The organism is Sulfitobacter sp. HI0040, from assembly GCF_001634885.1.
Classification (GTDB): domain Bacteria; phylum Pseudomonadota; class Alphaproteobacteria; order Rhodobacterales; family Rhodobacteraceae; genus Sulfitobacter.
On the sequence record NZ_LWEX01000002.1, the window covers coordinates 1 to 20474 of the forward strand.

The 20474-nt window shown below is 63.4% G+C and carries 19 protein-coding genes; 14 read left to right on the forward strand and 5 right to left on the reverse strand.

Annotated elements, in window-relative coordinates:
- The 8 genes from A3728_RS00080 to A3728_RS00115 all read left to right on the forward strand — a co-directional run.
- On the forward strand, positions 1-223 hold a 223-nt coding region (locus tag A3728_RS00080; protein WP_201722279.1), incomplete at its 5' end, for an NADH-quinone oxidoreductase subunit J.
- A 259-nt stretch (positions 224-482) separates the two neighbouring features.
- Entirely contained in the window at positions 483-788 is a 306-nt protein-coding gene (gene nuoK, locus A3728_RS00085) for an NADH-quinone oxidoreductase subunit NuoK (protein WP_067919101.1), read from the forward strand.
- A gap of 4 nt (positions 789-792) precedes the next feature.
- Positions 793-2937 carry an NADH-quinone oxidoreductase subunit L gene (nuoL, locus tag A3728_RS00090; protein ID WP_067919103.1) on the forward strand — a complete coding sequence of 715 codons (2145 nt, stop codon included), beginning with the start codon at positions 793-795 and terminating at the stop codon, positions 2935-2937.
- Positions 2937-4499, forward strand: a complete 1563-nt coding sequence (locus A3728_RS00095) for an NADH-quinone oxidoreductase subunit M (RefSeq protein ID WP_067919104.1) — start codon at positions 2937-2939, stop codon at positions 4497-4499. The genes nuoL and A3728_RS00095 overlap by 1 nt, the downstream gene beginning before the upstream one ends.
- A gap of 13 nt (positions 4500-4512) precedes the next feature.
- Positions 4513-5955 carry an NADH-quinone oxidoreductase subunit NuoN gene (gene nuoN, locus A3728_RS00100; RefSeq protein WP_067919106.1) on the forward strand — a complete coding sequence of 481 codons (1443 nt, stop codon included), beginning with the start codon at positions 4513-4515 and terminating at the stop codon, positions 5953-5955.
- A gap of 21 nt (positions 5956-5976) precedes the next feature.
- On the forward strand, positions 5977-6711 hold the full coding sequence (locus A3728_RS00105; protein ID WP_067919108.1) for a biotin--[acetyl-CoA-carboxylase] ligase: 735 nt from the start codon (positions 5977-5979) through the stop codon (positions 6709-6711).
- Positions 6712-6741: 30 nt separating this feature from the next.
- A complete protein-coding gene (locus A3728_RS00110) occupies positions 6742-7518 on the forward strand; it encodes a type III pantothenate kinase (protein ID WP_067919111.1) in 777 nt (258 codons plus the stop codon).
- 1 nt (position 7519) lies between these two features.
- Entirely contained in the window at positions 7520-9187 is a 1668-nt protein-coding gene (locus A3728_RS00115) for a ribonuclease J (protein WP_067919113.1), read from the forward strand.
- Positions 9188-9196: 9 nt separating this feature from the next.
- On the opposite strand, the gene A3728_RS00120 is transcribed toward A3728_RS00115, so the two are convergent.
- The 4 genes from A3728_RS00120 to A3728_RS00135 form a co-directional block, all read right to left on the reverse strand.
- Complete coding sequence (locus A3728_RS00120) at positions 9197-9832, reverse strand: hypothetical protein (protein ID WP_067919115.1); 636 nt, start codon at positions 9830-9832, stop codon at positions 9197-9199.
- Positions 9833-9956: 124 nt separating this feature from the next.
- Complete coding sequence (locus A3728_RS00125) at positions 9957-11516, reverse strand: DEAD/DEAH box helicase (RefSeq protein WP_067919117.1); 1560 nt, start codon at positions 11514-11516, stop codon at positions 9957-9959.
- A 149-nt stretch (positions 11517-11665) separates the two neighbouring features.
- Positions 11666-12601 (reverse strand): glycosyltransferase family 2 protein, encoded by a 936-nt coding sequence (locus A3728_RS00130; RefSeq protein ID WP_067919120.1) that lies wholly within the window; start codon positions 12599-12601, stop codon positions 11666-11668.
- Positions 12601-14220, reverse strand: coding sequence for a peptide chain release factor 3 (locus tag A3728_RS00135; RefSeq protein WP_067919131.1), 1620 nt, complete (start codon positions 14218-14220; stop codon positions 12601-12603). The genes A3728_RS00130 and A3728_RS00135 overlap by 1 nt, the downstream gene beginning before the upstream one ends.
- A 126-nt stretch (positions 14221-14346) precedes the next feature.
- Here A3728_RS00135 and A3728_RS00140 point away from each other — a divergent pair, with 126 nt between their 5' ends.
- A complete protein-coding gene (locus A3728_RS00140) occupies positions 14347-14712 on the forward strand; it encodes a nuclear transport factor 2 family protein (RefSeq protein WP_067919122.1) in 366 nt (121 codons plus the stop codon).
- Positions 14713-14788: 76 nt separating this feature from the next.
- Positions 14789-15505 carry an MgtC/SapB family protein gene (locus tag A3728_RS00145; protein ID WP_067919124.1) on the forward strand — a complete coding sequence of 239 codons (717 nt, stop codon included), beginning with the start codon at positions 14789-14791 and terminating at the stop codon, positions 15503-15505.
- Between the two features lie 15 nt (positions 15506-15520).
- On the opposite strand, the gene A3728_RS00150 is transcribed toward A3728_RS00145, so the two are convergent.
- Positions 15521-16534, reverse strand: coding sequence for a Hint domain-containing protein (locus tag A3728_RS00150; RefSeq protein WP_082851177.1), 1014 nt, complete (start codon positions 16532-16534; stop codon positions 15521-15523).
- A gap of 136 nt (positions 16535-16670) precedes the next feature.
- Between A3728_RS00150 and A3728_RS00155 the strand changes: the two genes are divergently transcribed.
- From A3728_RS00155 to A3728_RS00170, 4 genes are all read left to right on the forward strand, one after another.
- Positions 16671-17450 carry an SDR family oxidoreductase gene (locus A3728_RS00155; RefSeq protein ID WP_067919126.1) on the forward strand — a complete coding sequence of 260 codons (780 nt, stop codon included), beginning with the start codon at positions 16671-16673 and terminating at the stop codon, positions 17448-17450.
- A gap of 126 nt (positions 17451-17576) precedes the next feature.
- Positions 17577-18935: a sodium:proline symporter gene (locus A3728_RS00160; protein WP_067919128.1), complete on the forward strand. Its 1359-nt coding sequence runs from the start codon at positions 17577-17579 to the stop codon at positions 18933-18935.
- 42 nt (positions 18936-18977) lie between these two features.
- Positions 18978-20063: an ABC transporter ATP-binding protein gene (locus tag A3728_RS00165; protein ID WP_067919129.1), complete on the forward strand. Its 1086-nt coding sequence runs from the start codon at positions 18978-18980 to the stop codon at positions 20061-20063.
- Positions 20064-20075: 12 nt separating this feature from the next.
- Positions 20076-20426, forward strand: a complete 351-nt coding sequence (locus A3728_RS00170) for a Lin0512 family protein (protein ID WP_067919135.1) — start codon at positions 20076-20078, stop codon at positions 20424-20426.
- The last annotated feature ends 48 nt before the right edge of the window (positions 20427-20474 follow it).

Consider the following 20474-nt stretch of genomic DNA (forward strand, 5'->3'; position numbering starts at 1 on the left):
TGACCGGTTCAATACCGAAGCGCTCGGCCTCATTCTTTATGACCAGTATTTCCTGTTGTTCCAGCTTGCCGGGCTGATCCTGCTGGTGGCGATGATCGGTGCGATCGTGCTGACGCTGCGCCATCGTCAGGATGTGAAGCGCCAGAACCCCGTGGCCCAGATGATGCGGGACCCCAAGAAGGCGATGGAACTGCGGGACGTGAAGCCGGGGCAGGGGCTCTAGGCCAGACATTACGCGGCGCGGGCCCGTCCGGGGCCTGCCGCAAAAGACGCGCCGCCGCCGGGCGGCCATTTCCGGGGCTCAAGGCCCCAAACATGAAGGGACACCCCGTGTCGAGAACAACAATCATCGCGCTCATCGTGGTTCTGATCATCCTGCTGGGCGGTTACAGCTTTCTCGGCTGACATCGCCTTCCCGGTGGAAACCGGCAGGCACAGGGGCTAAAGAACGCGCAAGAACGGGCGAGAACCGAGGGACGGACATGATCGGACTTGAACATTACCTGACGGTGGCGGGAACGCTGTTCGTCATTGGCATCTTCGGGCTATTCCTGAACCGCAAGAACGTGATCATCCTGCTGATGAGCATCGAATTGATGCTCCTGGCGGTGAACATCAACTTCGTGGCTTTTTCCAGCTATCTGGGCGACCTCGTCGGGCAGGTCTACACGCTGTTCGTGCTGACCGTCGCCGCCGCCGAGGCCGCCATCGGGCTTGCCATTCTGGTCTGCTTCTTCCGTAACCGCGGAACGATCGCGGTCGAAGACGTCAACGTGATGAAGGGCTGAGGTCATGGAAATCATCATCCTGTTCGCGCCTCTCATCGGTGCGCTGATCTGCGGCTTTACATGGAAGGCCATCGGCGAGGTGGCCGCCCAGTGGACGGCGACGGCGCTGCTGTTCCTCGCTGCGCTGCTGTCCTGGATCGTGTTCTTCACCCATGACGGGCAGGCGGAGGTCATTCCGATCTTCCGCTTCATCGAAAGCGGCACGCTCAGTACCGATTGGGCGATCCGGATGGACCGGCTGACCGCTATCATGCTGATCGTGATCACCACGGTTTCGAGCCTCGTGCACCTTTATTCCTTCGGCTACATGGCGCATGACGAGAACTTTCGCGAAGGCGAAAGCTATCGCCCCCGCTTCTTTGCCTATCTGTCCTTCTTCACCTTCGCCATGCTGGCGCTCGTCACCTCGAACAACCTCGTCCAGATGTTCTTCGGCTGGGAAGGCGTGGGCGTGGCGTCCTACCTGCTGATCGGCTTTTATTACCGGAAGCCTTCGGCCAACGCCGCCGCGATCAAGGCCTTCGTCGTGAACCGGGTGGGTGACTTCGGCTTTGCGCTGGGGATTTTCGGGCTGTTCTACCTGACGGACAGCATCCGTTTCGATGACATCTTCGCCGCCGTACCGGAGCTTGCGGAAACCAATGTCCGTTTCCTCTGGGCCGACTGGAACGCCGCGAACCTGATCGCCTTCCTGCTCTTCGTGGGGGCCATGGGTAAATCGGCGCAGCTTTTCCTGCACACATGGCTGCCCGACGCGATGGAAGGTCCGACGCCCGTGTCGGCGCTGATCCACGCCGCAACCATGGTGACGGCGGGGGTCTTCCTTGTCACACGCATGTCACCGCTGATGGAATTCGCGCCCGAGGCGATGGCCTTCGTGACCGTCATCGGGGCGACTACCGCATTCTTCGCGGCGACCGTGGGCCTTGTGCAGACGGATATCAAGCGCGTCATCGCCTATTCCACCTGTTCGCAGCTCGGCTACATGTTCGTGGCCGCAGGCGTGGGCATGTATTCGGCGGCGATGTTCCACTTGTTCACCCATGCCTTCTTCAAGGCCATGCTCTTCCTCGGGGCGGGTTCCGTGATCCACGCCATGCACCATGAGCAGGACATGATGAACTATGGCGGGTTGCGGAAGAAGATCCCCTATACCTTCTGGGCCATGATGATCGGCACGCTGGCGATTACCGGCGTCGGCATCCCGCTGACGCAGATCGGCTTCGCCGGCTTCCTCAGCAAGGACGCGATCATCGAAAGCGCCTGGGCGGGCGGGTCGGCCTATGGCTTCTGGTTGCTCGTGGCCGCGGCGGCGATGACCAGCTTCTACAGCTGGCGGCTGATGTTCCTGACCTTCTACGGTGCGCCGCGCGGCAACAAGCATACCCACGACCATGCCCATGAAGCACCGATGACCATGCTGATCCCGCTGGGTGTACTTGGCCTCGGCGCCGTTTTCGCCGGCATGGTCTGGTACGGCAGTTTCTTTGGCAAAACCTACCAGATCGCGGATTTCTTCGGTATCCCGCTGGCCGAAGCCTCCGCCGCGGGTGATGCCCACGTCGAGGGGGCTGAAGGCACCGGTGGCGCTACCGGGCCTGACGATGGTGACCCGGGCGTGGGTGCGATCCTCGAAGGCGATCAGGAGGGCGGCAAGAAGGGCGGCGACTACCATGCGGCCTTTGGCGGCGCCCCCGGGGACGGCGCGATCTACTTCGCCCCTGACAACCACGTGCTGGACGAGGCGCATGAGGCCCCGGTCTGGGTCAAGGTTTCGCCCTTCGTCGCGATGCTCCTCGGTCTGGCCATGGCCGTCTGGTTCTACATCCTGAACCCGTCGCTGCCCGGGCGCCTCGCTGCGAACCAGCGGCCGCTTTATAACTTCCTGCTCAACAAGTGGTACTTCGACGAGATCTACAATGTCGTCTTCGTGCGCCCGGCCAAGGCCATCGGCCGCTTCTTCTGGAAGCGCGGCGACGGTAACGTGATCGACGGAACCCTGAACGGGATCGCCATGGGCATCGTGCCCTTCTTTACCCGCCTCGCGGGGCGTGCCCAGTCGGGCTACATCTTCACCTATGCCTTCGCCATGGTGATCGGCATCGCGGTGCTGGTGACATGGATGACGATGACCGGAGGGTCGAACTGATGGATCACCACTTGCTGTCCATTATCACCTTCATGCCGGCCTTTGCGGCGCTGATCCTCGGCGTGTTCCTGCGCGGCGACGATCCGGCGGCGCAGCGCAATGCCAAATGGCTGGCGATGATCACCACGACAGTGGTGTTCCTGATCTCGCTCTTCATCCTGTTCGATTTCGATCCCGACGACGTGGGTTTCCAGCACGTGGACGAAGCGGAATGGCTGCTCGGTCTCAGCTACCGGCTGGGCGTTGACGGGATCTCGGTCCTCTTTGTGATGTTGACGACCTTCATGATGCCGCTCGTAATCGCAGCAAGCTGGCACGTTACGGACCGGGTGAAGGAATACATGATCGCCTTCCTCGTGCTGGAGACGCTGATGCTTGGCGTTTTCATGGCGCTCGATCTGGTGCTCTTCTACCTCTTCTTCGAGGCTGGCCTGATCCCGATGTTCCTGATCATCGGCATCTGGGGCGGGAAGGATCGCATCTATGCGAGCTTCAAGTTCTTCCTCTATACCTTCCTCGGCTCGGTTCTGATGCTCGTGGCCATGGTGGCCATGTATACCGAGGCGGGCACCACCTGTATCGGCGGCTGCGAGATCAATCTGCTGAACCACAACTTTGCCTCCGACAGTTTCGAGCTTCTGGGCATCCAGATCATCGGCGGGATGCAGACGCTGCTCTTCCTCGCCTTCTTCGCGAGCTTCGCGGTCAAGATGCCCATGTGGCCCGTGCACACATGGCTGCCCGACGCCCACGTTCAAGCCCCCACTGCGGGTTCGGTGGTTCTGGCGGCGATCCTGCTGAAGATGGGCGGCTACGGTTTCCTGCGGTTTTCGCTGCCGATGTTTCCCGTCGGGGCCGAAGTGCTGGCGCCCATGGTGCTGTGGCTCTCGGCCATCGCGATCGTCTACACCTCGCTCGTCGCGCTGGTGCAAGAGGACATGAAGAAGCTCATTGCCTATTCCTCGGTCGCGCATATGGGGTTCGTTACCATGGGGATCTTCACCGCCACCCAACAGGGTGTCGACGGGGCGATCTTCCAGATGATTAGCCACGGCTTCATCTCAGGCGCCCTCTTTCTTTGTGTCGGCGTGATCTATGACCGCATGCACACCCGGGAAATCGACGCCTATGGTGGGCTGGTGAACCGGATGCCGGCCTATGCGCTGATTTTCATGCTCTTCACCATGGCGAACGTGGGGCTGCCGGGGACCAGCGGCTTCGTGGGTGAATTCCTCACGCTCATGGCAGCCTTCCAGGTCAATACATGGGTCGCCGCGGTGGCGACCACGGGCGTGATCTTCAGTGCGGCCTATGCGCTCTGGCTCTATCGCCGGGTGGTGATGGGGGATCTCATCAAGGAGAGCCTGAAGTCGATCACCGACATGACGTCGCGTGAACGCTGGATATTCGCGCCGCTGGTGGCCATGACCCTGCTGCTTGGCGTCTATCCCGCGCTGGTGCTCGACATCATCGGCCCTGCCGTCGCCGATCTGGTGATGAATTACGAAACCTCGGTGGAGGGTGCCGATCTGGCGACCCGCACTGCCGCGGTCACGAACTGAGAAGGACTGCACGATGATTTCCGACGATCTGAACGTCATCCTGCCGGAAATCCTGCTGGCCGTCTGGGCCATGCTGGGGCTTCTGGGCGCGGTCTATACCTCGAAGGACAAGGCCGGTAGCCTGCTGGTCTGGATGACCGCAGGCATCATGGCGCTGCTCGCCGCATGGATCGGGCTGACCGGGGAGACGACACGCATCGCCTTTGGCGGGATGTTCATCGAAGACGGTTTCGCGCGGTTTGCCAAGATCACCATTCTGCTGTCGGCGGCTGCCGTGCTCATGATGTCCGAAGCCTACATGCGCGAGCGTGGTCTGCTGCGGTTCGAATATCCGATGCTGGTGGCGCTGGCCGCGGTCGGAATGATGATGATGGTCAGCGCGGGCGATCTGATGGCGCTCTACATGGGGCTGGAGCTTCAGTCGCTGGCGCTCTACGTCATCGCATCGCTCCGGCGGGACAGCATCAAATCGACGGAAGCGGGCCTGAAATACTTCGTGCTGGGCGCGCTTTCCTCGGGCTTGCTGCTCTATGGTGCGTCGCTGGTCTATGGCTACGCGGGCACGACGCTTTTCACGGGCATCATCACGACCGCGCAGACGGGCGGCAGTTCTATCGGTCTGCTGCTGGGCCTCGTTTTCCTGATCTCCGGCATGGCGTTCAAGGTTTCCGCGGTGCCCTTCCACATGTGGACGCCCGATGTCTACGAAGGGGCGCCCACTCCCGTCACGGCCTTTTTCGCCACTGCGCCCAAGATGGCGGCCATGGCGCTGTTCGCGCGTGTGCTTCACGACGCCTTCGGCCGGGCCGTGGGGGATTGGAGCCAGATCATCGCACTTCTGTCGGTTCTTTCCATGTTCCTCGGAGCTTTCGCGGCGATCGGTCAGACGAACATCAAGCGGCTGATGGCCTATTCCTCCATCGCGCACATGGGCTATGCGCTCATGGGGCTGGCCGCGGGCACGGCGCTGGGTGTGCAGGCGATGCTGGTCTACATGGCGATCTACGTGACCATGAATATCGGCACCTTCGCGTTTATCCTGCTGATGAGTCGGGACGGTGCACCCGTGACGGACATCAATTCGCTCAACCTCTATGCCCGCCGCGCCCCGGCGCGTGCGCTGGCCATGCTGGTCCTGCTGTTCAGCCTTGCAGGCGTACCGCCGATGCTGGGCTTTTTCGGCAAACTCTACGTGCTGCGCGCGGCATATGAAGGCGGGCTGGTCTGGCTGGCGGTGGCAGGCGTGATCGCTTCGGTGATCGGGGCCTACTACTACCTGCGCATTGTCTTCCTGATGTATTTCGGCGAAGAAACCTCCCAGCCGCTGGACAACCATCGCAGTGGCCTGCTGGGCGGATTCCTCGCGGTTTCGGCGCTGGTCATGGTTCTGGGCATCATCAACATGTTCGGTGTCGAAGGCGCCGCAGCAGCGGCGGCCCTGACCCTTGTCAACTAGCACCCCCTGCGGGACGGCGGGATGACCGGCTGGCCCGAAGGGTACGACCGCCGGATCTATACCGTACTGGATTCGACCCTGACGGAAGCCGGCAGACTGCTGCCGGATCTGACCATGCCCACATGGATCCTCGCCGAGGAACAGACCGCGGCGCGGGGGCGGCGGGGCAGGGCATGGGCCACCCCGCGCGGCAATTTCGCGGCAACGCTGGTGATGCGCCGGAACGAGCCGCCGGGCACGGCTGCGCTTCGCAGCTTTGTCACCTCGCTGGCACTCTACCGGGCTTTCGCCACGGTGCTGGAAAGCGAAGAGACGCTCGCCCTGAAATGGCCCAATGACGTGCTGCTGGGCGGGGCCAAGGTGGCGGGCATCCTTCTGGAAAGCCTGGGCGAGCATCTCGTCATCGGGATCGGGGTCAACCTGTTGCACCCGCCCGAGGCCGCCATGCTGGAGCCGGGCGCCCTGCCACCTGCGACCTTGGCGGAACATGCGGGACGCCGGGTATCGGCATCCGCCTTTCTCGATATCCTCGCGCCGGCCTATGCCACGCTGGAGAGACAGTTTCGCGAACAGGGCTTCGCCCCCATCCGAAGCGCTTGGCTGTCCCACGCCGCGCGGATCGGCGAAACCGTGACCGCCCGAACCATGCGTGAAGAGACAACGGGCGTGTTCGAGGACGTGGACCTCGACGGCAATCTTATCCTGCGGACTTCTTCGGGACGGGTGAAAATCACCGCCGCGGATGTCTTTTTCTGAACGAAGCTGAAGCCAACGGGGGAACGGACCATGCTTCTGGCCATCGACTGCGGCAATACCAATACCGTCTTTTCGATCTGGGACGGGTCAGAGTTCATCGCGACCTGGCGCACCTCTACCGAATGGCAGCGCACGGCGGATCAATATTATGTCTGGCTGAGCACGCTGATGAAGTTCCAGAAGGTCGAAGCCGACATCACCGATATGATCATCAGCTCGACCGTGCCGCGCGTGGTCTTCAACCTGCGTGTGCTGGCCGACCGGTATTTCAACACCCGCCCCATTGTCGTCGGAAAGCCGGAATGCGCCCTGCCGGTGGATGTGCGGGTGGATGCCGGTACAGCGGTGGGGCCGGATCGGCTGGTGAACACGGCGGCGGGCCATGATCTTTTCGGCGGTGACCTCATCGTGGTTGATTTCGGCACCGCCACGACCTTCGATGTCGTCGCCTCCGACGGGGCCTATGTGGGCGGGGTGATCGCACCCGGCGTCAACCTGAGCCTTGAGGCGTTGCACAATGCGGCAGCGGCACTACCTCACGTGGACATCTCGAAGCCCTTGCAGGTTGTCGGGACGAATACCGTAGCCTGTATGCAGTCAGGTATCTTTTGGGGTTATGTCGGTCTGGTGCGTGAGATATGTGCCCGGATAAAGGCGGAGCAGGGGCGCGACATGCGCATCGTCGCCACCGGGGGGCTGGCACCGCTGTTCCAGCAGGCCGCAGACCTTTTCGACGAGTACCGCGATGATCTGACAATGCACGGGCTGACCGTGATACACGAATTTAATAAGGACAAAGCTGAATAACATGAGCAGCGAAAGATTGATCTACCTGCCCCTCGGGGGGGCGGGCGAAATTGGCATGAATGCCTATGTCTATGGCTATGGTAAACCCGGCAAGGAGCGGCTGATCGTCGTCGACCTGGGCGTTGCCTTTCCCGACATGGATGGCAGCCCCGGCGTGGACCTGATCCTGCCGGACATCACATGGCTGAAAGACCGGCGCGACCGGATCGAGGCGGTTTTCGTCACCCATGCGCATGAAGACCACGTGGGCGCCGTGGCGCATTACTATGACGCCCTGCGCGCGCCCATCTACGCGCGCAAGTTCACCGCCAACATCGCCCGGCGGAAGATGAACGAACATGGCCATCCCAATGATGCGGTGACCACCGCGGGCGTCTGGCCCGAACAGGTCACCGTGGGGCCCTTCACCGTGGGCTTCCTGCCCATTTCCCACTCCATCCCTGAATCCTCTGCCATGGTGATCGACACGCCCGAGGGGCGGGTGATCCATTCGGGCGACTTCAAGATCGATTTGACGCCCGGCGTGGGCGAACCCTTTGATCCGGGCCTCTGGGCCGAGGTCTGCAAGGACGGGATCAAGGCGCTGATCTGCGACAGCACCAATGTCTTCTCGCCCCTGCCGGGCCGGTCAGAAGCGACCTTGGGCCCGGAGATCGAGAAACTCGTCGGCGCCGCCGAAGGCATGGTCGTCGCCACCACATTCGCGTCGAACGTGGCGCGGGTAAAGACGCTTGCAGATGCGGGCGCGCGGGCGGGCCGGTCCGTGGTGCTTCTGGGGCGCGCGATGAAGCGCATGGTGGATGCGGCGCTGGAGACCGGCGTCATGACCGACTTCCCTCCCGTGATCGCCCCGGAGGATGCGCGCAGTATCCCGCGCGAGAACCTGATGCTTCTCGTGACCGGCTCGCAGGGCGAGCGGCGCGCGGCCTCCGCCCAGTTGGCGCGCGGCAAGTATCAGGGGATTGAGATGAAGGAAGGGGACCTGTTCCTCTTCTCCTCCAAGACCATTCCGGGGAACGAACGCGGTGTCATCCGCATCATCAACCAGTTCTCGGAAATGGGCGTGGACGTGGTGGATGATTCCTCGGGCCTTTATCACGTGTCGGGCCATGCCAACCGGCCCGATCTGGAAACGCTGCACGACGTGGTCAAGCCGCAGGTCCTGATCCCCATGCACGGCGAACACCGCCATCTGCGCGAACACGCCAAGCTGGCCGAAGCCAAGGGCATGACCGGCGTGCTGGCCGTGAACGGCATGATGATCGACCTCAGCGGCAATGCCCCCAAGGTGGCCGAATACATCGAAACGGGGCGCACCTACCTCGACGGTACCGTCAAGATCGGCGCGTTGGACGGCGTCGTGCGGGACCGTATCCGCATGGCGCTGAACGGTCATGCGACCGTGACGGTGATTCTCGATACCGATGACGAACCCCTGGGTGAGCCTTGGGTTGACCTCATGGGCCTGCCCGAGACCGGGCGCAGCAAGGCGCCGCTGGTCGATGTGCTGGAAGAAGACCTGAGCCAATGGCTCAACCGGGCAGGGGCCAAGACCCTGCGCGATGACGACAAGCTGAACGAAGGTCTCAAGCGCACGCTGCGCCAGTCCGCCATGGACGAGATCGGCAAGAAGCCCGAGGTGACGGTGGTGGTCAGCCGTTTGAGCTGACCGCCCGGATCACCGGTTGCACATGTAGACGGTGCCGCCCACCGCCACCACGCTGACCCCCACGGCGGCAAGTGCCGCCGGGGTGGACAGCGCCGTCAGCATCGTGGCGCCTGCTGTCGATAGGTTGGCAGCGACGGTGCTCGCCGTGCCGGACAGGATCAGCGCGCCGGATTTATGCGCGACGGCGGAAAGGTTATCCGGCTGTTTCGCCTTCTCCAGTGCGGTGCTGGTCATGCGCTTCGTCAGCTCCGTCGTCTCGGCGACGGTAGTGTTCACCCGTTCGCAGACGGTCTTCTTGCACTGCCCACGAAAATTGCGCTCCCCCGGGACGAGGATGAAACCCGTCTCCGCCGGGGCGAGACAATAGCCGTCGATCTCTTCGGTGGGGATGGTGGTGGCGAGATAGTCGAACAGCACACCGCTGTCGCAGGGTGCCGGTTGGCCCCAGGCCTTGTTCCATGTGCGCGAAGGCCATGCGAGCAGCTTTTCCCGGGTTCCGACATCTTCTTTGAAAGTGGCAAAGTTATCTGCCTCCACAACCACTTCGTCGCCGTTCACGAAAGCCCTGCAGCGTTCGGCCTGCGCCGTTTCGGCAAAGACGGTGAAGAACATGAGAAAGGTGGCGAAGCCAAAGACGCGAAACATTGCGGATCCCGATAACCGGTTGAAGACGCTTCGCATATAGAGCGCGTTCCGGCGCGGGGAAAGGGTTGCGCAGTCAAGCAGCGGGCGGGGTGCGAAACCCCGCCGATCCTTGGCCTTGCGGCGCTCAGTTGTCGCGCCGGTCCTCGAAGCTGAGTTCGATGAAAGCGGGCGTATGATCGCCAAGGCCCACGACCTTGTTGCCGCCGCGATCGGAATTGCGCCCGCCACGGTTGCCGCCGCGCCCGCCACGATCATCGTCGCGGTTGCGGTCTTCGGTGCGGCGATCCTGCTGATCGGCCTTGCGCGGCTGCCGCTGGCGCTTGTCCGCGGCATCGTCCTGCTGCGGCTTGCTGTCCTTGCCGTCAGCAGATTTGCTGTCGCCCTTCGGCTCCTGGGTCCGGCCCTTCGCGTCGTTATCCTTTTGGGCGTCGCGCGGTGCCTTGTCGTCGGACTTGCGGCTGCGCGACCGGCTCCGCTTGGGCTTCTCTGCCGGTTTGTCGTCGGTCGGCTGCGATGCCTCGGGCGCGGTTTCGCCGCCCAGCGGATTTTCCAGCCGCGGAATCTCCCGCTGGACCAGCCGTTCCACATCGGCGAGGTTCTTTTCGTCGCGCGGCACGCAGATCATGATCGCCTTGCCGTCACGGCCCGCGCGGCCTGTTCGGCCGATGCGGTGCACGTAATCCTCCGCATGGCTGGGTACGTCGAAGTTGAACACATGGCTCACGCTCGGCACGTCGAGCCCGCGCGCCGCCACGTCAGAGGCCACGAGGAACCGCAGATCGCCCGCGCGAAACCCTTCGAGTGTGCGCGTCCGCTGGCTCTGATCGAGATCGCCGTGAATGGGGGCGGCGTCATAGCCGTATTTCTTCAGCGACTTGGCGACCACATCCACATCCATCTTGCGGTTGCAGAAGATGATCGCGTTGGTGCATTTGTCGCCTTCGGCGTCGATCAATGCCCGCAGAACCTTGCGCTTTTCACTGGCTTCGCGGTCCTTGCGCGACCCTTTGAACATCAGCACGCCTTGTTCGATGTTCTCGCCCGTGGTTGCCTGACGGGCGACCTCGATCCGTTCGGGGTTGCTGAGGAATGTATTCGTGATCCGCTCGATCTCGGGCGCCATGGTGGCCGAGAAGAAGAGCGTTTGCCGTGTAAAGGGCGTCAGGCCGAAGATGCGTTCGATGTCGGGGATGAACCCCATGTCGAGCATCCGGTCAGCCTCGTCGACGACCATGACCTTCACATCGTTCAGGATCAGCTTGCCCCGCTCGAAATGATCGAGAAGACGGCCCGGCGTCGCGATAAGGACATCGACGCCCTTATCGATCAGCAGGTCCTGTTCCTTGAAGGAAACGCCGCCGATCAGCAGCGCCTTCGTCAGCTTGACGTGTTTGGCGTAGGTATCGAAATTCTCGGCCACCTGCGCGGCCAGTTCCCGTGTGGGGCACAGCACCAGCGAACGGGGCATGCGCGCGCGGGCACGACCCCGGGCCAGCATGGTGATCATCGGCAGCGTGAAGCTGGCGGTCTTGCCGGTGCCTGTCTGGGCAATACCCAGCACATCGCGGCCTTCGAGGGCAGGGGGGATGGCGCCGGCCTGAATCGGGGTGGGTGTTTCATACCCTGCCTCGTCAATAGCCTTCAGCACCTTGGGATTCAGGTTCAGATCGGAAAATTTGGTCATGTGTGTCCGTATGTTGCGGACACTGACTCGGCCCGCTGCAGCGATACGCGCCGGCCCGAATGGCCCAATTGGCGGCTCTTGCCGCGGCACGTTCGCGCCCAGATATCAAGAACTTCGCCGATGGTCAAATGCATGGCCGCCAAGGCGTCTCAGCCGAGAAAATGACGGGCCACGCAGGCATCGAGCTGCAGGTCGGCGCGGCGGTGCAGCCCGTGCCGCGCCAGCCGTTCGCGCAGGGCGGGCGTACCGGCGCAGACCTCATCGTAGAAGGCGCGCAATCCGGCTTCGCCCCTTTCGGCCTCCAGCGTCTGGAACAACTGGTGCAGCGTCATGCCGCCCGTTTGGGCCGGGTTGCCCAGCTCGGCCCGGTAGGAGCCTTTCTGAAGCCGGTAGCGGTAGGCCGCGAGCCACTGCTCCCAGTCCTTCGCATGGTGATGCGCAACGTCGATGCCCGCCTGCTGTTCCGGGCCCGAAAGCATCTCGCCATTCTGAAAGGCATTGTGGATCTGAAGACGCAGGTCGCTCAGCCCCGTGCGGATGAAGATCTTTCCCGCCAGATGGCTGAGGAACCCGCCCTTCACGTATCGCCCGAATGTCGGATAGATGTCTTCAACGATCCGGGTGCGGGCAGGGCCGGGGGGGATGAAAGCCTTGTAATGACCTTCCGCCCCGGCGAGCGCCTCCATCGGGCGAACCCGCGAAATCATCTGATCGGCTGGCAATGCGCCCAGTATCGCGGCAACGGGCGGGTCGGAGACGAGGAATTCATCCACGTCCATGTGAATGAGCCAATCGACACCCGGCCCCTTGGCATAGGCATGGGTGGCGTTCATCGACTGGCGCACCTGATGTTTGACCGGGGGCTTGCCGCTGCGCTGTTTCCAATAGGAGGCATCGCAGGTGGTGACCCGTATCTTCGGATGCGCCGAAAGCCGCGCCTCTGCCTCGGGCGACGGGGCGTCGAGGTAGATGTGCAGGCGATGCGCGCCTGCCTCCAGATGATAGGCGGCGAAGCGGAGTATTTCCTGCGGCGGCGCGAGGATCGTGGCGACGAGACCCCAGGTCGGTGCGGGGCCCGCCGGCATCAGACCATCATTTCCTTCGTCGCCGTCAGCCGCACGTCGGGGTAGTCGCGCTCCACCCGGTCGATGTCCCACTGCAGCCGTGTGAGGTAGACGATATCGCCGTCATGGTCGTGGGCGATGTGCTGCTTGTTGCTTTCGATGAACTTGTTGACCGCGGGTTTCGGTCCGTTCACCCAGCGGGCGGAGGTGAATTGCGAAGCCTCGAACCGGACGGGCAGCCCGTATTCAAGCTCAATGCGGGAGGCGAGCACCTCGAACTGCAACTGGCCCACGACACCCACGACGAATCCCGACCCGATGGAGGGTTTGAACACCTTGGCGGCACCTTCCTCGGCGAATTGCATCAGCGCCTTTTCAAGGTGCTTCGATTTCATCGGATCACCCGCCCGCACGCCCTGCAGCAGTTCGGGCGCGAAGGACGGGATGCCGGTGACGCGCAGCGCCTCGCCTTCGGTCAGCGTGTCGCCGATGCGCAGCTGACCGTGGTTGGGGATGCCGATAATGTCGCCGGCCCAGGCCTCTTCGGCCAGTTCCCGGTCCGAGGCGAGGAACATCACCGGGTTGGTGATGCTCATCGGTTTCTTGGACCGCACATGCGTCAGCTTCATGCCGCGCTGGAAATGGCCGGAGGCCAGCCGCACGAAGGCCACGCGGTCACGGTGCTTCGGGTCCATGTTGGCCTGCACCTTGAAGACGAAACCGGCGACCTTCTGTTCCTCGGGCAGGATCTGGCGCGGTTCGGCGGATTGTATCTGCGGCTCGGGACCGAAGCGCGCGATACCCTCCATCAGCTCCTTGACGCCGAAGGAGTTGATGGCGCTGCCGAACCAGATCGGGGTGAGCGAGCCTTCGGCCATCAGTGCGGGATCGAGCGGCGGCATAAGCTCGCGCACCATTTCGAGGTCTTCGCGCAGTTTCTCCAGCAGGGCGGCGGGCACATGCTGTTCCAGCTTGGGATCGTCCAGCCCGTTGATCTCGATGCTTTCGGCCACGCGGTTGCGGTCCGCCCGGTCCATCAGTTCCAGCCGGTCGCGCAGGATGTCGTAGCAGCCCAGAAAGTCGCGGCCCACGCCGATGGGCCATGACGCGGGCGTTACATCGATGGCGAGGTTTTGCTGGATCTCGTCGATGATCTCGAACACGTCCCGGCTTTCGCGGTCCATCTTGTTACAGAAGGTCAGGATCGGCAGATCCCGCATCCGGCAGACCTCGAACAGTTTCTGGGTCTGGCTTTCCACGCCCTTGGCCCCGTCGATCACCATGACAGCTGCGTCCACCGCCGTGAGCGTGCGATAGGTATCTTCGGAAAAGTCCGAGTGCCCGGGCGTATCGACAAGATTGAAACGGAAATTTCGGTCTTTCGTCGCAAAGTCGAAAGACATCGCAGAGGCGGAGACGGAAATGCCCCGGTCTTTCTCCATCGCCATGAAGTCGGACCGGGTGCGCCGGGCCTCCCCCTTGGCGCGGACCTGACCGGCCATCTGGATCGCCCCGCCGAACAGCAGGAATTTCTCCGTAAGCGTCGTCTTGCCCGCATCCGGGTGCGAGATGATCGCAAAGGTGCGGCGCCGCGCGATTTCGGCGGGCAGGTCGGGGCGGTTTGTGGCGGTGTCCAGCATGGGTGGCATATATCGGCGGCCCGGTTCCGGCGCAAGCTGGGTCACCCGGGGCCGGAACATGAAAGCCTATCGGGATCGCGCCGAATGATGTATCGTGAACATAGGGAGAACATGAAGGAGCGAAAGATGGATATCAAGCAGGTGGCACAAGAGCTCGTTACCGGCTGTCGCGAAGGCCGGGCGAAGGAAAACCTTTCCAAACTCTACGCCGAGGATGCCGTTTCGGTGGAAGCGGTCGATCAGTCCGGTCAGGGGCGCGAAACCAAGGGGTTGGACGGTATCCGCGCCAAACACGACTGGTGGGAGGCGAACATGGAAGCGACCGGCGGGTCGATCAGCGATCCCATGTTGCATGGGGATGACCGATTTGCCGTGATTTTCGAGGTTCAGGGACGCGACAAGAACACGGACGAGAATTTCGACATGCGCGAGGTCGCGGTCTATCATGTGGATCAGGGCCGCATTGTGCGGGAGGAGTTCTTTTACGGCTGACAGAACCGGTCGGCGCGGCGGGGCAACCGGTCGTTTCGGCGCTGTTACGTGCCGCTTGACCGCGGTATGAGGCCTTATGGAAAACGATCTCATACTGCCCATCGGCCTCGGCGCGGCCACGTTCAACCTGTTTCTGGCGCTCGTTTGCGGGGGGCTGATCGGGTCCGAACGGCAGGTGCGTCAGCGCATGGCCGGGCTGCGGACGAACGCACTCGTGGCCCTTGGTGCTGCGAGCTTCGTCGTCTTTTCCAGCCTCTATCCGGACGAGTTGAGCCCCACGCGGGTCGGGGCGCAGGTGGTGTCGGGCATCGGTTTCCTCGGGGCGGGGATCATCTTTCGCCACGGGTTCACGGTGCATGGGCTCAATACGGCGGCAACGCTTTGGTGTTCGGCCTCTGTCGGCCTGCTCGCGGGGGCCAGCGCGCCGCTCTTTGCGGTCATGGCGACCGGGATGATCGTTTTCGTCAACCTCGGCCTGCGCCCGCTCGTCAAACTCATCAAGGCCAAGACCTCCGCCGGACTGCCGCTGACGATGGATGCGCGGATCACGGTGACTTGCCGCCCGAAGGACGAGGCCGATGTGCGCAGCCTGCTGCTCGCGCATCTGGTGCCGCCCATCTTCCGGCTCGAAGGGCTGGACCGGTCGCAGGAGGAAGGCAAGGGGCCCATCACGCTGGAGGTATCGGTGGAGATACAGGGTGAATCGGACGCCGTGCTGCGCCGCGCGGTGGAGCCGCTTCTGCTCGATACGAAGATCATGAACCTCTCGTGGGATACCGGCGGCGACCGCTGACGCCTGCTGTTCCGGTCAGCCGGTAGAGGCCTTGCGCAACAGGGCCGCGGCATCCGGTCGGCGCAGCAGCGCCTCGTTCACATCCAGCCCCGCATGCGGCAGATCGGAATGGCCCGGGATGACCTCACCCAGAGCGCGGGAAAGATCGGGCGGCAGCACCGCCTTTGTCCGGCTGTCGATCAGCATGGATTCCGCGGCGATGCCTTCGGCATAGATGATCTGATGACCGTCGAAGAGCAGCTGGAAATAATCGACGAACCCGCCGTCGAGCCGCCGCACGCTATCGCCATTGACCAGATGCCGCGCTTTCACCAGCAGTTCCGACCGGCCCGCGCCCAATTCATCGTTGCGCTGATAGACGAAGAGCTTGTGTTCGGGGCTGACGATCAGATCATTCGTATTGCTCAGCGTTCCCGCGCGGATGCAGATGGGGGCGAATTCGCCGACGGCGCGCACGGTATTCTGGCCGATCCAACGGATTTTCTGCACGCCGTCATCGCGGGTGAGGATCCGGTCGCCCACCTGCAATTCCTCGATCGGGCGCTGCTCCCCGGAGGAAAGGGTGATATGCGTGCCCCGGACGAAGGAGACCGCGCCAACCTGACCGAACTTCTGCCGCTGGGTTTCGGTGTCGATCCCGACAAGCCGATAATCGAGACGCGGCACCAGAACCGTCAGGGGCAGCAGATAGATCCCGGACGCGAGACCCTGCGCATCCACCTCCACCAGCAGGATCGCTTCGGTGGTCTGCCCATCCGGTGACATGAAGGTCAGCGCGGAATCAAGATGCAGCGTCGCACCCGGCACGCCCAGATCGGTGTCTTCGGCAACGCGGAAAAGCCCGCCGCGCGCGTCCTCCAGCGAAAGCCGCCGGGTCTGGGCGCCGGGTTCGATCTGGTAGATGTCATCAAGCACTAGTTCCGTGGCAAAGGACAGCCTGTCCCCCATGTTCGCGCCGTCGCTGGCAAACATGTCCCCGGCCCGGAACACCGGGACGCTCTGGGCGGGTGCTGGTCTGGTTCTCGTCACGGGGCGGCCTTTCGCGCGGTATCGACCGACAGGATAAGCTAGGATTGTGACCGGCGTGGGTCAATGATTTGGTGTTTTACTGTCTGGCGGTTCCGGGCATGCTGCGCGCAATCGCCAAACCGAAGGAGTAGCGCGCATGGATATGGGAATCACGGGCAAGAGGGCGCTGGTCTGCGCATCTTCCAAGGGGCTCGGACTGGGATGCGCGGAGGCGTTGGCCGCCGAGGGCGTGAACCTCGTGATGAACGCCCGGGGATCGGAGGCGCTGGAAGCGGCGGCGGAGCGTATCCGGCAGGAATACAACGTCGAGGTCACGACCGTGGCCGCCGATATCGCCACACCCGAAGGCCAGAAGGCGGTGATCGCCGCCGCGGGGGATGTCGATATCCTCGTGAACAATGCGGGCGGGCCGCCCCCCGGTGTCTGGAGCGACTGGGACCGGGAGGATTTCATCGCCGCCCTCGATGCCAACATGCTGGCGCCCATCGCCATGATAAAAGCTTTCGTCCCCGGCATGATGGATCGCGGCTGGGGCCGGGTCGTCAACATCACCAGCCAATCGGTGCGCGCGCCGATCGCGGTGCTGGGCCTGTCGAATTCCGCCCGGACGGGGCTGACTGGCTATGTCGCCGGAACTTCCCGTCAGGTGGCCGGCAAAGGGGTGACGATCAACAACCTGCTGCCCGGCATTCACGCAACCGACCGGGCCGATGCGCTCGACGGCGCTGTCGTCAAGGCCAAGGGCATTTCTCTGGAAGAAGCGCGGGCAGAGCGCGCGGCGACGATCCCGGCGGGGCGCTATGGCAGCCGGTCGGAATTCGGGGCCGCCTGCGCCTTCCTCTGCTCGCAGCACGCGGGCTTCATCGTGGGCCAGAACCTGCTGCTGGACGGTGGTGCAACCAACATCACCATGTAACGCCGGGGGGGCGCGCGCCACTGGCCGCGCGCGCCCGTCCGAAACCATTATCACATAAGCGTTTAGACGGCTGGCGCGGGTCCCCGCGCATGGGTAACCTGCGCCGAGATTCACGGGGACATCCACATGCAGTCAGCCATCCTTTTCGCCGTTTTCGGTGCCATCATCCTTGCCAGCCTGCTGGCCGCCCCGCGCCGCGCGAGCATCGAGGGCTTTTTCAGCGGGGCCGGGGCCGACGGTCGAGCGCCGGGCCTCTGGGTTCTCGTCCTCAGTCAGGTGACGACCTGGATCTTCGCGCGCAGCCTGATGAACGCGGCCATCCTCGGCTATTACTACGGCATTGCCGGAACGCTGGCCTATGCCGCCTATTACGGCTCCTTCCTGACCGGCGGTTTCATTGTCGCACGCCTGAGGGCACAGGGCGCGCGGTCGGTACAGGACTGGATCGGCGCGCGCTTTGGCACGGCGGGCAACGGCTGCTACAACGCCGTGATCGCCTTGCGCCTGCTGTCCGAGGTTTTCGCCAACCTGCTGGTGGTCGGCCTGATTTTCAACGCGGCACTTGCGGGCAGCGGCACGACGGCCATCGTCATCGTGGCGGCGCTCGGGCTTGCCTATTCCGCTTGGGGCGGGCTTTCGGCGGCATTGCGGACGGATGTCATCCAGATGGGGGTTTTCCTCGTCGTGTTCGGTCTGGCCTTTACGGCGCTGGTCGCGACCCCCGCCTTCGATCTCGGTGCCGTGCTGACCGCGCCGGGCACCGCCGGAGCGTGGAACGGCTGGGTGCTGCTGGCGGTGGCGCTCTTGCAGGTCTTTTCCTATCCCGCCCATGACCCGGTGATGATGGACCGGGGCTTTCTAGCCGATCCGGTAACGACACGGGCCTCCTTTCTGCATGCCTTCTGGATTTCGGCGCTCTGCATCATCGGCTTCGGATTCTTCGGCATTCAGGCCGGACTGATTGGTGCCGCCTACGAGGGCGAGCTGATCGGCACATGGGCCGCGATGTTCCCGTCGTGGGTTTTCATCGCACTCATGCTGTCGCTTCTGGTCTCGGCCCTCAGCACGCTGGATTCGGCCCTCGCCTCGGCCGCGCGCCTCGTGGTGGAGGAACTGGGCCTTGCCCCGCGTACCCTGAACGGGGGACGGGTGGTTATGGTCGTCTTCATGGTGGCGGGGATGCTCCTGACGCTCTGGGGTAACGCCACCCTTTTCGATGCCGTCGCGGTGAGCGGTACGGCCTCCATGTTCCTGACCCCCGTGCTGATCGTGGGGCTGGTGATGGGGCGCCGCGTGCCTTTCTGGTCCTACGCGGTGGCCTTCGCGGTGGCGATGGCCGGGGCGGTGGCCTACTTCGGCCGCGGCTGGGCGGCTGTGGCCGCCATCCTGCCCGAGGGGCACAAGTATGAGCAATTGCTTGTCATTTGCGTGGTGGTGCTGGCGCTCGGTTTCGCGGCGGTGCTTGCGGGGGCGCGGCGGGGCTGATAGCTGGGTTTCCGAGTGATTTTATCGGATACCCCGCGGCCCATGACAGCAGACGTTCCCCGGCTGGAAATACGCAACCTGCGCCGCAGCTACGGCGGCCGGGCAGTGGTCGACGACGTGTCGCTGAAGATCATGCCGGGGCAGGTGACCTGCCTGCTGGGGCCGTCCGGCTGCGGCAAATCCACGACGCTGCGGATGATCGCGGGCGTGGAGATGCAGGACAGCGGCACGATCCACGTCGATGGCAAGCTGATCTGCGACACGATCTTTCGCGTCCCGCCCGAGCGGCGGGAGATTGGCCTGATGTTTCAGGACTTCGCGCTTTTCCCGCACCTTTCGGTGGCCGACAACGTCGGCTTCGGCCTCAAGAAAGGCACGAAGGCAGAAAAACGCGCGCGCATCGAGGAACTGCTCGACCGGGTGGACCTGAAGCGGTTCATCGACGGCTATCCGCATCAGCTTTCGGGGGGTGAACAGCAGCGGGTCGCGCTGGCCCGTGCGCTGGCGCCGCGCCCGCGCATCATGCTGATGGACGAGCCGTTTTCAGGGCTTGATAACCGGCTGCGCGATGGCATCCGGGACGAAACGCTCAGTATCCTCAAGGAAGAGGATACCGCCGTTCTGCTGGTGACCCATGAACCGGACGAGGCAATGCGCATGGCCGATGAAATCGCGCTGATGCGCGAGGGCCGGATCGTTCAGCAGGGCGCGCCCTACAACGTCTATACCCGCCCGCTGGACCGGGCGGCGGTGGCGTTTTTCTCTGACGCGAACGTATTGCGGTCGGAGGTGAGCGGGGCACTGGCAACCACGCCCTTCGGGCGGTTTCTGGCCCCCGGGGTGCCGGACGGGACAAAGGTGGACATCGTTTTTCGGCCCCAGCATCTGCGGATCGACTTCGACCGGGGCGGCAAGGGGCCGGCCCCCACGGCGACGGACGGGACAGCGGCGCGGGCGGTGGTCGCCCGCGCGCGTTTTATGGGCAACGAAAGCCTTGTGGAGTTCGTGATGGACCATGACGGCTCCATGCTGAAAGCCACGGTGCCCAACGTCTTTTTGCCGCAGCCGGGATCGGTGATGTGGCTGACCGTAAGACGGGACCGTTGTTTCGTCTTTCCCGTGCATTGAAGGAGGATCATGATGCGCACGCTGATGGTGGAATTCGGCATGGGATCGTCCCTGCGCCGGGGGGATTATACGCAGGCCGCCAAACGCGCGGTGCAGGACGCGCTTTGGCACAATTCCATCAACCTGGCGGAGCTTTACGGGTTTTCGAAAGAAGACATGCGTATCCGACTGGAGGTCGGCGTGCAGCAGCCTGATGCGGTCGATGCCGATGCGCTGCGCGCGGTCTTTCCCTATGGCCAGGTGGAGGTTTCGGTGAGGCGGGGCGGGCTGGACGTGCCGCGCCCCGAGGGGGAGGGCAACCCGACGATCATGGCGAACGTGGCGCTCTGCGTAGGCTTTGACATGGAGCGTTCCGATGGCTGATCAGCGTTTCATCATCGAAATGGGCAGCGGCAACGACCTGCACGGGCA